The organism is Carboxylicivirga caseinilyticus (assembly GCF_050589785.1).
GTDB classification, from domain to species: domain Bacteria; phylum Bacteroidota; class Bacteroidia; order Bacteroidales; family Marinilabiliaceae; genus Carboxylicivirga; species Carboxylicivirga caseinilyticus.
Genome location: NZ_JBNGOX010000042.1, coordinates 23884 through 37820 on the forward strand (window position 1 = coordinate 23884; position 13937 = coordinate 37820).

Here is a 13937-nt window from a genome sequence, read left to right on the forward strand (position 1 = left end):
ATTATGAAGATTTTAAAATATATAGCTTATTCACTGGTGGCAATAGCATTCAGCTCATGTAATGAAGATTTCCTAGATAGAGCGCCAATGGATACCATAAATACTAGTAATTTTTATCAGACAGAATCAGACGCCATATTAGCTATTAATGGAGCCTACCAGCCATTACAATGGCCAAAGTTGTACAACATGCGAATGTGGACAACCGATATTATGGCTGGCAATAGTATTGTAGGTGCCGGTGGTGGTGATGATGGTAGAGAGACTCAGGATTTAGCTAATTTTGTAACAGCAACTGACAACCCTGGGGTACTAGATCTTTTCAGGGGTCCTTCACCTGGTATTTTAAGAGCTAACCTGGTGTTAGAAAATGTGGCAGGTATGGATATAGATGAAAACTTGAAAAAAAGAATCTTGGGAGAAGCTCATTTCTTACGTGGATTCTACTATTTTCTTCTCGTACGTTTTTTTGGCGATGTACCATTGGTTACTACACCTGTTGAACCGGGAGGAGATTTACGTCCATCAAGGGATTCCAAAGGTGATATTTATGCTTTAGTTATCCAGGATCTTAAGGATGCTATGGATTTGTTACCGACAAAGTCATCATACGGCTCTACCGATCTGGGACGCGCAACAAAAGGAGCTGCCGCCGGTTTGTTGGCAAAAGTTTATCTTACATTAGAGGAGTGGGACAATGCAGTGAAGATGGCTGATGAAGTAGCTATCCTTGGTTATGATTTGAATCCTGAATATGGCGATAATTTCGATGTGAATAACGAGAACTCAATAGAATCACTTTTTGAAGTGCAATATGTTGGCGATGGAGGAGAGGATTTCTGGGCGAATGAGAACCAGGCTTCATGGTTAAGTACCTTTACAGGCCCACGTAACTCCAATATGGTTGCAGGAGGCTGGGGCTGGAACCAGCCAACAGAAGAGTTTGTTGATGCTTATGAAGATGGCGACAAGCGTAAAGATGTGACTGTTTTTTATGATGGTTGCCCACAATTTGATGGCATGGATTATGATGCAGCCTACTCTACTACGGGTTATAACCTTCGTAAATTTTTAGTTACAAAAGAAGTGTCTGCAACTTATGACAATAGCCCTATGAACTTTCCTGTATTGCGCTATGCAGATGTATTATTGATAAAAGCAGAGGCATTGACCAACCTTGGGAAGATTGCTGATGCCGAAACGCCATTAAACAGAGTAAGGGCGAGGGCAGGATTAGGAAATATTTCGGGACTTAGTCAAGTTGAGATGAGAGAGGTAATTCTTCATGAGCGCCGTATGGAGTTGGCTTTTGAAGGGCAACGTTGGTTTGATTTAATTCGTGTGGATGGTGGTCAGTGGGGGCTTAATTTCCTTCACTCTATAGGTAAAACGAACGCTGCTACCAAGCACTTGCTATTGCCTATACCGCTTTCAGAGACAGATAGTAACCCTAATTTATTACCAAATAATCCAGGGTATTAATCCATTTCGACAGTTGATTTATGATGAAGCAAAATTTGGGTATGTGTTCAGTTTTGCTTCCTAAACTAAATTCTACAAAAATGAATACAAAATATTTCAATAAAATAAAAAGACTGCCCGCTCTTGGGCTAATGCTTGGGTTCATTATGGCAGGAATGTTAATTTCATGTGAAGATAACCAGGAAATTACTGTAACAATGGGCGAACCTATTGAGTTATCAGTTTCAAACAATGAAGTTGCATTATCACCTAAAGATTCATATAACGACGTTTTAGAGTTTGCCTGGACAAGTGGTACGAATCAAGGAACAGGTGCTTCTATTGCATATCAGTTCGAGATGGATCTTGAGGGCAATAATTTTTCGCAGAAACAGGTAGTGAATTATAATCCTGGTACATATGCATCCGCTATGACTGCTGAAGGCATAAACGCCTTAATGCTTGATACCTGGGGTGTAACTGCCGGACAACAAATTAACCTGGAAATCAGGATAATTGCAATGGTGAATAATGAAAATGTGTTGCCTGATACTTCTGATGTGGTATCGGTGGGTATTACAACGTATGAGCCTTTAACACCAACATTATATATTATTGGTGATGCCACTACAGCAGGTTGGGATGCCAGTAATGCAACTGCCTTGGAAAGGGATAGTAAAGATCCAACAGTATTTACCTATGTAGGGGCACTCTCTACTGGTAATTATAAGTTTATTGCTTCTCAAGGTGATCTATTACCTTCATATAACATGAATCCTGCTACAGGTGGACTCTATTATAGATTAAGTGAAAGTGATCCAGATGATCAATTTTCAATCAATGAGAGTGCAAAATATAAAATTTCTATTGATTTGTTTGATTTGTCTATTGTTGTAGAGCAGCTTGTTGGACCAGCTTATGATGTGTTGTATTTAATAGGAGATGCCACTACAAATGGTTGGGATATGCCAAGTAATTTGCCTTTTACACAGAATCCTGACAACTTGTTTGAATTTACATATAAAGGTGTGTTAGAGCCGGGTAACATGAAGATAGCTACTTATTCTGGTGGCTGGTGTGGTGGTGATGAGATAAGGGCTACTGTTGCTAATCAGACTGATTTAACGCAATCAGGTTTTATAATAGAGGCTGGTTGTTCAGGCGATGACAATCAATGGGCAATCACAGAGGAAACACAAGGCTTGTACACCATAACCGTTAATATTGATGCTAATACAATCACTTTTGAACCATTTAGGTTATTTATGGTTGGTTCAGCTACACCTAATGGATGGGATATAAGCTCGGCCGTTGAGTTAGTTAAGGATGCTACCAGCTGGAATATATTTACTTATACAGGGCCGTTGGTTGAGGGTGAGTTTAAGCTTCCGGTTAACCGAAATTCAGATTGGGGTCAGGACATGTATATGAAGGATCCTAATGATGCATCAAAAATGTACCTACATAATGGAGGTGATGATGATGATGAAAAATGGAGTATTTCTGCAACTGAAGCTGGTGATTATATTATCACAGTAGATATTCTGAATTTGACTATAGATTTACAAAAACAGTAATTTGATTCCATGCTGTTGGAATGAATCAACATTCCAACAGCACTAATTAATAAAAAAAGAAGATGAGGGGATTAAAAAATATATTGGTAATAACTTTAGTGTTATTGGTGGGGTGTAAAGACAATGAAAGTGTACAAGGTGGTAATGTCCCGGAGGTACCATCAAATCCTGAAATGCCAGCATATAGTAATGTTTTCATTTCAACAGATAAGGCAGCCTATGCCCCTGGAGATAAAGTTCTTTTTACAATAGAAGGTTCAAGTTTGCCGGCAGGAGCTATGGTGCGATACAAACATTTAAATGATGTTATTAGGGAGGAAACTATTTCTGGTGTCAATTGGGAATGGAGTACCCCAACTAATGACTTCAAAGGTTATGTTGCTGAAGTGTTTAGTTTTGAGGGTGATCAAGAAACTATCCTTGCAACTATAGGCATTGATGTATCTTCTGACTGGACAAAGTTTCCTCGTTATGGTTTTCTATCTGATTATGGCATTAAAAGTGATGCAGAAATCCAAAGCGTTATAGATAACTTGCAGAGACATCATATAAACGGTCTACAGTTTTACGATTGGCATAATAAGCATCACAAGCCATTGCCGATAGTTAATGGAAAGCCTGCTTCTCAATGGAAAGATATTATTAATAAGGATGTTTATTTATCAACAGTAGAGAGTTACATTGATGCTGCCCATGCAGCTAATATGAAAGCCATGTTTTACAATCTTATTTTTGGAGCATGGGACGATGCAGAAGCAGATGGGGTTGGTAAAGAATGGTTTGTGTATAAAGACAACACCCATTCAAACAGAGATTTTCACCCTCTAGGAGCACCTTTTCTAAGCAATCTTTATCTTTTGGATCCTTCTAATCCTTTATGGCAAGCATATATTGCTGTTGAAAATGATGTTGTATACCAGAACCTTGCTTTTGATGGGTATCATATGGATCAGCTTGGGGACAGGGGAGATACTTATAAATATGATGGCTCAAGGTTATACTTGAACCAATCATATCAGTCTTTTATCGAGGCCATGAAACAAGCTGCACCAGAAAAAGATGTAGTTATGAATGCCGTGAGCCAGTATGGGCAGCAGAATATTGCCCAGGCGAGCCCTGATTTTTTATATACAGAAGTTTGGACATGGAGTTATAAGTCATACAATGATTTGGCCGGTATAATTAAGCAAAACAATGTTTATTCAAATTATAAAAAGAATACTGTATTGGCAGCTTATATGAATTATGATTTGGCTGACAATAAAGGATATTTTAATACTCCGGCAGTGTTAATGACTAATGCAGTAATTTTTGCTCACGGTGGTGCTCATCTCGAATTGGGAGAACATATGTTAGGAAAGGAGTATTTTCCAAACAGCAACCTGGCTATGAGGCCTGACTTAAAATCAGCAATGGTTGAGTACTATGATTTTCTCGTAGGATATGAAAATGTATTACGGGATGGTGGTGAATTTAATACAGTTGACGTTACTTCTATAGATGGAAAGTTACCGGTTAGCAAGGTTGTTGGAACTACAGGTACCGTTAGTGTAATAGGAAGAGAATTTGAAGGATCACAGATAATTCATTTTATTAATTTTAAAGATGCTAACTCTTCTGAATGGCGAGATGATACAGGTAGTCAGTCAGTTCCTGGGCTTATTTCAGATGCAAAAGTTTCGGTAGCAGTGGAAAATACAGTTTCGAAAATATGGGTGGCTTCACCTGATATAATTGGGGGAGCTTCATGGGAATTAAATTTCAATCAAGGAAACGGAGTTGTGACTTTTACCTTACCCAGACTTAAATACTGGAGTATGGTGGTCATCGAGTATTAATGATTGAAAAAGAATAGAGTACTAAATTAAAATCACTAACAGATATATCCAACATTATAAATAATTAATCATGTTAACCAACATTTATTATAGTGTTGAAAGCTATAATTGTTTCTATACGTTGTGTATTATGTTAACTATAAATCGCTTTAAAATCTTCAATTATGAAAAAGAGTGTACGTATAATTAGTTTCCTAATATTAGGATTAGTTTCAATTTCGAGCGCATTTGCACAATATGATTATGTATCGATAGTAGGAGATGCTTGTTCTGTAGGGTATGATCCTGTGGGAATTCCGCTTGAGAAAAATGAGAATGTTTTCACATTTAATGGAGTATTAAAAGCTGGTAATTTTAAGTTTCATACATTTAATGGCGATTGGTGTGATGGTGATTGGATTAACTCATCGGTAGCAGACCAAGATTTAACCGGAACGACCTATATTATTACGACCGGATGTGATGGACCAGATAATAAATGGAGTGTAACCACACCAGGAAGCTATTCAATTACAATTGATTTAGATGCTTCGACCATTCAAATTGAGGAGCTTACCTATTATGCTAATCTCTATTTAGTTGGGGATGCGACTCCCGGAAGTTGGGATTTGAACATGGCAAGCGAAATGACTGTTGATGGTTCAAATCCTGCACTTTTCACATGGTCAGGGGATTTGGTAGCAGGTAATTTTAAAATAGCCACAGCAAAAACCTTTGATGATGGATGGGATTGGATTATGCCATTAGCAACAGGTCAGGATTTTAGTTTGTCTGACTACCAGGTTGTTTTATCTGGGGGGGGTATAGATAATAGTTGGACTATAGATGCACTTACGGAAGGTAAATATGATATTTCTGTAGACCTTCAGGCCGAAACTATAAATATCAGTGAATCTACGGCTACAGGGATTTCAAATTCTGATTTGTCACAAGTTCAGGCATTTCTCAATGAACTTTCTGGTCAGTTGAACATAGATTTAGGTATCCAAAAGATAGCCACAGTTTCTGTTTATTCGATCACAGGCCATATTATTTATCAAACAGATATGACTGAATCTATTGTTTTGGATGCTTCATTATTAGGAGGTCCTGGACTTAAATTGGTACAAGTGTCTAATAATAATTTTAAAAAAGTTTTTAAAATTTTAGTTCAATAATTTATAAATAGAGATGATCAGAACTGGTTTTGGTCATCTTATAATTTAATGGATAGATTAAGGAAAAGTGTGATTAAAATCTTAATGGCGTAGAAGTAGATTTAGAGGAAATGGTTAAAATGAAAAAGATAATCTCCTGGGTTTTAGGAATCATCATTATTCCGTTTTCAATAACGGGCCAGAATAAAATAAACACAGGTAATTGTTCAGGATATCAATTAAATGGAAATAGAGTTGTTTTTAATTGTGAAAACATAAATGTTCAATTGGAACAAATCAGTTCGGGTATTATCAAAATATGGTATGATACTGATGGATTTAAACGTAATAATGAATCATTTGCTGTCATTTTAAAAGGTAATGCAGAGGAGGATCTTAACCTGACAGAACAATCCGGAAGCTTTGAGATATATACCAGTGAACTGATTGTTCGTATCACTAAAGCTCCATTTAAGATTCGAATTTACGATAAGTGGCAGAAATTATTAATGGAAGATTATCAAGATTTTGGATTTGTATCAGATTCTGTAAAGATGAGTAGTTACAAAACATTAAAGCCCGGTGAACGAATTTATGGTTTGGGTGAACAAAATGGAAATATAAACCGCATTGGTAGTTCGTTTAAAATGTGGAATAGTGATAAGCCTTGTTATCAGGTTAATGAAGGTCCTCTTTATAAAAGTATTCCATTTTTTATGAGTAGTGAGGGCTATGGTATTTACTTTGATAACACATTTAAGACTGAATATGATTTTGGAACAGAATCTGAATCTTATTATTCTTTTTCTGCACCGGGAGGTGAGATGATCTATTACTTTATTTTCGGACCTACATATAAACAAATTATCAGTAGATATACTGAGTTAACAGGTAAACCTATTATGCCTCCTGCATGGGGATTAGGGTTTGCTCAATGTCGTGGAATGCTAACCAATGAATCTTTAACAAGAGAAATTGCAAAAGGGTACAGAGATCGACAAATACCTTGTGATATAATTTATCAGGATATTGGTTGGACCAATAATTTGCAGGATTTTGAATGGCGTGATGGTAATTATGATGATCCTCAAAAGATGCTGTCTGATTTAGAATCTGAAGGTTTTAAAGTGATTGTTTCTCAGGATCCTGTGATTTCACAAACTAATAAGACACAATGGAGTGAAGCAGATTCCTTGGGTTATTTTACCATTGATTCGAGAACCGGAGAAACTTATGACATGCCATGGCCTTGGGGAGGTAATTGTGGCGTTGTAGATTTTACTAATCCGGATGTTGCCGATTGGTGGGGTAATTACCAGCAAAAAGTATTGGATGATGGAGTACGTGGTTTTTGGACAGATATGGGAGAGCCGGCATGGAGTAATGAGGAGAGTATAGATCGTTTATTTATGCAACACCATCGGGGAAGACATGCTGAAATACATAATGTATATGGTTTTACCTGGGATAAAGTAGTAACAGAACAATTTGAAAAGTACAACCCTAATACACGTATTTTCCAGATGACAAGGGCTGCTTTTGCTGGTATGCAACGTTACACCTTTGGCTGGTCTGGAGATTCAGGTAATGGCAATGATGTAACACAAGGTTGGGAGCAATTAGAAGCCCAGATGCCTTTAATGATGTCAGCAGGTATGGGCTTGATACCTTTCTGGAGTTGTGATATTTCAGGTTATTGCGGCGATATCAAGGATTACGATGAGTTAAGTGAGTTATATGTTCGCTGGATACAGTTTGGGGCATTTAATCCGCTTAGCCGAATTCATCACGAGGGCAATAATGCCGTGGAGCCATGGTTATTTGGCACAGAGGCGGAAGCCCTTTGTAAGGAAGCTATTGAGATGAAGTACCAGCTCTTTCCATATATCTATACCTATGCACGTGAAGCCTATGACACTGGGTTGCCTATAACAAGGGCGTTAATATTAGAATATCCTGATGATAAAGAAGCTTATGAGTTGAATAGCCAGTTTATGTTTGGGCAAGAGATGATTGTGGCACCTGTTGTTGAAGAAGGCGCTGCTTTTAAACGTGTTTATCTGCCTAAAGGCAAGTGGTTTGACTATAATAGTAAGCAAGATCCTTTTGAAGGAGGACAATGGATTGAATATCCTGTTAAATTGTCAACCATCCCTGTGTTTGTAAAACAAGGGTCTATCATTCCCCATATGCCGGTGATGCAATATATAAATGAAAGAGCCAACTATCCTTTGTTGGTTGATGTGGTGCCGGCGGGAATTAATAAAAAGGCCTCTTTTGAAGTATATGAAGATGATGGCGAAACCAATAATTATAAAAAAGATGTTTTTGGCAAACGCAAGATAAGTTGTAAAACAACACGTGGTGCCTATGAATTATCCTATAAAGAAGAGGCGAGTGGCGATTATGAGTTGAGGCCAAGGAATATTTGCTACAACTTTTTTCTTGAGGGTCAGCCTGCCATAATAAGCCTTGATGGGCAAAAAATAAAATCGGGCAAAATACCTGAAAACCTTTTTGATACTATTAAAAAGCCTTTTTACAAGTGGGATGAAACGGCTAAAGTATTAAAAGTAGTTATTCCTGCAGGGCAGGAAACCTATAAAATTCAAATTGAAAACTAAATTTTAGACTTAATGAACTAGTCCTATATCACATAAGCTTTTTGCCTCCACTTATTTGCCTCTTTTGAGGGGTACCTGAATTCATTTCTCTAAAAAGGAGCCCCTGCGCAAGGCTACCTATAGGGAAACAAAGGGAGTGGGGAGGGGGAGTTAAGAAGTTGATTAGCTATGCACCAAATTCAAAAAAACTAATTATTATGAAAAAACTATCTACACTAGTGCTATCATGTTTTATGCTTTGCTCTTTAAACCTAATGGGGCAATACACCAACCTTTATTTAGTTGGATCTGCAACACCCGCTGGTTGGGATGCTAGTGGTTATGCTATGGAACAAAGCAATTCGAACGGTAATTTATTTACCTACTCAGGGCCTTTAAAAGCTGGGGAGTTTAAGGTTCATACCGAGGCGTCTGGTGACTTTTGCGCCGGTAATTGGCTGATGCCCATTGATGAAACACAGAATACCGCTTTAACAACTTCAGCGCCGCTTTCTTACAGGGATGGGGCTGGCTGTTCTGCTGCTGACACTAAATGGGTAATTGAGGCTGATGGAATTTATACCATCACTGTTGATCAAACTTCTGGTACTGAATCTATCAGTTTAACAGTACTTTCTTCATATGCTCAACTTTATATGGTTGGCGATGCTACACCTAATGGATGGGATTTGAATAATGCCACTTTGTTGTCAAAAGAATCCGAGGGGGTATACTCATGGTCAGGCGAGTTATTGTCAGGCGAATTTAAAATAACATCAGTAAAAACATTTAATGATGGCTGGGCATGGTATATGCCATTGGCACAAGGACAAAGCCTGGCGCTTACTAGTTGCCAGGAAGTGGTTTCGGGAAGCGGAACTGACTTAAAATGGGTGGTGGATGCTGTTACTGCAGGCAACTATGATATTACAGTTAACTTATCAGCCCCTTCTGTTTCAATAGTGGAGTCAAATGCTACGGGCATAGAAAACTCAGGTATGGATAAAGGAGGCATCTCCGTTGATTTAAAAGCAGGTACTGTTTCAGTAACCAATATCACCAGTGGTGTTTATACTATTTACAATATTTCAGGTAGCCAAGAATTCAGTGGTAGCCTTGGTGGGAATTCAATTGATATTTCAGGGCTTAATAGTGGGCTGTATATTATTCAAGTTACTGGCAACGATGGTTTGCAGTTGGTTTCAAAATTTTTAAAGTAAGTAATGAAGCTCAATGCAAGGGTATTGCTCCCTTGCATTTCTACTAATTGCATGATGAGTGAATGGGGCTGTAATATAGGTTTTATTCGCAGGTGCATATTGCGCGTAAATTTATCAACTACCCATGAATATTATAGCTATTTGCCTGCCGGGCAAATGAGCCCAAAGGGCACATCTCAATATGGTGTTTTACCATGATAGAGGGAAAAAATTAACAAGATTACAATAAGAAACAGTTCGTTGTAGGTTTTATAATGACTGTAAATAGGGATGATAATTTAATTACTTCCTAATCCCCAATATGGGGCTTAGGGCAACAAATATTTAAAAATGAGAAAACTACTTACAGCTGCTTTTTGCCTTGTTTTAGTTATAAATGCGGTAATAGCACAAACGAACAATCCAGTAGCGAATTCAGAGGCTATTGTTACTTCTGGTACGATGCGGTTTACAGTATTAACACCAGAAATGATACGTATTGAGCAAAGCGATTCTCTGGAATTTGAAGACCGGGCATCGTTTGTCGTCGTAAACCGTAATTTACCAGTGCCTAATTATAGTACAAGGACTGAAGACGGGTGCTTGTATATTTTAACAGATAAGCTGGAGCTCAGGTATAATATAGGTTCGGACCCTATGGAGAATGATCCTTGTGCTCCAAATTTGCAAATTACCTTTGATGTAGATGGGGCATCAGAAACATGGTTTCCTACAAAAGTGGACCCATACAACCTGAAAGGGACTTGCCGTACTTTAGATGGCGTTAAAGGTGATGGTCGTAAGAGGCTTGAGGATGGGCTTATTTCGCGCTCTGGCTGGGCCGTAATTGATGAGCAAAAAGCACGGAATGATGGTAGTTTTAGCCTAATGTTTGATGGAAGTGATACTGTCGATTGGGTGGCTCAACGAGTTGACCCTAATTCGATGGATATGTACTTTATGGGCTATGGGCATGATTATAAAAAGGCACTTTACGATTTTACACTTATAGCAGGTAAAATACCATTGCCTCCGCAATATGTTTTTGGTTATTGGTATTCAAAATATCAGCGTTATTCAGAGCAAGATTTTAGGGACATTGTAGGTGATATTCAAAGCAATGATATCCCAATGGATGTACTGGTCGTTGATATGGATTGGCATATGGATGGTTACAACAACCGCACCGATCAAACTCAATGGACCGGCTGGACCTGGAATAATGAATTATTTCCCGATCCTCAGGGCTTCATTGATTGGATACATAGCCAAAACCTGAAAACAACACTTAATCTTCACCCTGCTGATGGGATTGGTATTTATGAGGATAATTTTACACAGCTAGCGAGTGATTTGGGTGTTTCTGCCAGTGAAACAATACCTTGGAATATTGAGAATAAAGACTTTTATAAAGCATTTTTTAAGAATATTTTGCGCCCGCATGAAAACATGGGGGTTGACTTTTGGTGGCTGGACTGGCAACAATGGATGCTTGCCCCCAATGAACCTAAACTTGGGAATACCTTTTGGTTGAACCATGTTTTCTTCAATGATATGAAATTTCAAGGAAATGATAGGCCATTGATATTTCACCGTTGGGGAGGATTAGGCAACCATCGATATCAAATAGGTTTTTCTGGTGATGCCTATAGTACATTCCCAACCTTAGCATTTCAACCTTATTTCACCTCTACTGCCAGTAACGTGTGTTATGGATACTGGAGCCATGATATTGGTGGGCATGTGCAACCTGATGATAATAACCCTGAACTATACTTGCGATGGATTCAATACGGGGTGTTTTCTCCAATTTTACGAACACATTCGACCAATGCCGATAATATTGAACGACGCATATGGATGTATGATAACTTCCTGGCAATGCGCGATGCCATTGAGCTTCGTTATGCTTTAATACCATATATCTACACCTATGCACGATATGCCTATGATACTGGTGTTTCACTTTGCAGGCCTATGTATTATGACTATCCAGAAGCAGAAGAGGCCTATACTTTTGAAGGGGAATACATGTTTGGCAATGACATTCTTGCGGCTCCTATTTGTAAATCAAATAATGGCGAGCCAACAGTTGATCAAACCATCTGGTTGCCTGAAGGGAAGTGGTTTGAAGTAGCTACAGGCGAGCTGTTAGAAGGAAATCAAGTTGTTACACGTGCATTTACAGCGGAACAGATTCCATATTATTATCGTGAAGGTGCGGTTATACCGCTTTATCCTGCAATAAGGCATTTAAATGACAGGCCTGATACAATTATTGTACAATTTGCCCCGGGGGTAACAGGCGAATGTTCATTATACGAAGACGAGAATAACAATAATAACTATGAGACAGGAAGCTTTACCAATACGCTTATAACACAAGCTACAGTAGAGGGCATTAGTACATATACTGTAAATGCACGAACCGGTTCATTTACTGGAATGCCTGATACACGTTCGTTCCAATTTGAAATGCTAGATAAGAATGAACCCGCAAGTGTAAAGGTAAATGGTAATTCTGCAGCGTACACCTACGATCAGGATAATCGAAAAATTATTATAAATGTTGATGATGTGTCATATAGTTCATTGCCATTAAGCATTGTTGTGGCCAATAACTAATTAAGCAGAAGTGAATTTTAAAACAATCCATGAGCAACTTGGCGCAATTAGCAGCCAAGTTGCAAATGGTAATTTTCCCTCCAGAATAAGGGGTAAATGAAATAAAATTTAAACAGATGAAGCGAATTATATTATTTCTATTGGCGATTTATGCATTTTCAACCTTGCAGGCTAAGGATTGGGCTATTATTGGAGATGCATTAGAAAATGATACCACCTATTTAGGCCAGGATCCATCAAATTCCAATGTGTATAAATATGTGGGAGAAATTACAACAGGTGAATTTAAACTTTGGGATGGGACAGATAACTATATTCCTGTTTGCGGCATGAATGACCCAATGGGGCAGGAAATAGGTATGGAAGCCCAGGCAATTGAAGGGCAAACCAGTTTTGGACTTAAGTATGTTAAGGATGCCCAGATGTATGTTATTACTCTAGTTGATGGAGCCAGCCCTACCATAAAAGTTGAATTGGCTGATGTATTTGAGCATGTGTATCTAATTGGAGGGCCTGTAAGTACCACAGGCAGCAATTGGCAACTTAGTGATGCAAGGGAATTAAAGCGTGATGCTGATAACCAGTTTATCTTTTATTACCGTGGTTTTTTAATCTATAATAATTCAGGAGATGAGCCGGGTGCTTTTAAATTTCTTTCATCAAATAGTAACTGGGAAACTTCATTTCATCCGGTTGGCCCTGCTAACGTACTTTTAAGCCAAGCTTCAACAATGCGCGTTAATGGAGATGATACCAAGTGGGAATTGCCGGCTGATGGAAGTGAAAACGGGTATTATACCATTAAGCTTAATACGCTTGAACAAACCATTGAAGTATTAGAGTTCACTCCATCAAATGTTGCATATCCTGAGAAAGTATATCTTACTGGCGATGCAATGCCATGTGGCTGGGTGAATGATAATCCTGAAGTAATGATAACTACTAATATTATAGAAGGAAAATACATGTGGAGTGGAAACGTTGTTCCCGGACAATTCAAATTTTTAAAAGTGAAAAATTATTGGGGAAGTTGTTATGTGTCAACAATTGAAGATCAGTTAATTGAGAATGGGGGATCATATACTGTCATATACGAAGGTTGGGGTGAAACATCTGTGAACGATTTTAAGTTTGTATTCTCCGAATCAAAAGAATGTACTATTTCTTTGGATTTATCTACTATGAGTTTAGAGGTTAGAGAAGGGATTGTGAATAGTATAGTTAATGTTGACAATCAAGAAGAAAAATATTTCATTACAGGATTAAATGGAATTTTAAAAGCGGGTAGTCATGATCCAACACCTATGGAACTTTCAGTATACGATTTACTTGGGCACGAGATATATAAGAATAATTTTGTGTCCAAAACCCAAGTTACAGTCAGTAAAGGCTTCTACATTGTAGTTCTAAGCGACCAGAAAAATCAAGTTTGTAAAACAGTTAAGTATGTTTACTAGGATTTACTGGACTTCATAATCAAAATCCAAAAAAATGTATA

General features: G+C 38.0%; 8 protein-coding genes. All 8 read left to right on the forward strand.

Annotation, left to right across the window (positions count from 1 at the left end; all coding sequences use genetic code 11):
- Window positions 1-3 precede the first annotated feature (3 nt).
- Window positions 4-1482 (forward strand): RagB/SusD family nutrient uptake outer membrane protein, encoded by a 1479-nt coding sequence (locus ACRD62_RS17965; RefSeq protein WP_430821493.1) that lies wholly within the window; start codon window positions 4-6, stop codon window positions 1480-1482.
- 80 nt (window positions 1483-1562) lie between these two features.
- Window positions 1563-3038 (forward strand): SusE domain-containing protein, encoded by a 1476-nt coding sequence (locus ACRD62_RS17970; protein WP_430821494.1) that lies wholly within the window; start codon window positions 1563-1565, stop codon window positions 3036-3038.
- Window positions 3039-3100: 62 nt separating this feature from the next.
- Window positions 3101-4876 carry an endo-dextranase gene (locus ACRD62_RS17975; RefSeq protein ID WP_430821495.1) on the forward strand — a complete coding sequence of 592 codons (1776 nt, stop codon included), beginning with the start codon at window positions 3101-3103 and terminating at the stop codon, window positions 4874-4876.
- 164 nt (window positions 4877-5040) lie between these two features.
- Window positions 5041-6033: a SusF/SusE family carbohydrate-binding protein gene (locus ACRD62_RS17980; protein ID WP_430821496.1), complete on the forward strand. Its 993-nt coding sequence runs from the start codon at window positions 5041-5043 to the stop codon at window positions 6031-6033.
- 119 nt (window positions 6034-6152) lie between these two features.
- Window positions 6153-8636, forward strand: a complete 2484-nt coding sequence (locus tag ACRD62_RS17985) for a glycoside hydrolase family 31 protein (RefSeq protein ID WP_430821497.1) — start codon at window positions 6153-6155, stop codon at window positions 8634-8636.
- Window positions 8637-8833: 197 nt separating this feature from the next.
- The gene (locus ACRD62_RS17990; protein WP_430821498.1) at window positions 8834-9835 is read left to right on the forward strand and encodes a T9SS type A sorting domain-containing protein; all 1002 of its coding nucleotides are present in this window, start codon (window positions 8834-8836) and stop codon (window positions 9833-9835) included.
- Window positions 9836-10165: 330 nt separating this feature from the next.
- Complete coding sequence (locus ACRD62_RS17995) at window positions 10166-12439, forward strand: glycoside hydrolase family 31 protein (protein WP_430821499.1); 2274 nt, start codon at window positions 10166-10168, stop codon at window positions 12437-12439.
- Between the two features lie 116 nt (window positions 12440-12555).
- Entirely contained in the window at window positions 12556-13896 is a 1341-nt protein-coding gene (locus ACRD62_RS18000; protein WP_430821500.1) for a hypothetical protein, read from the forward strand.
- Window positions 13897-13937: the final 41 nt, after the last annotated feature.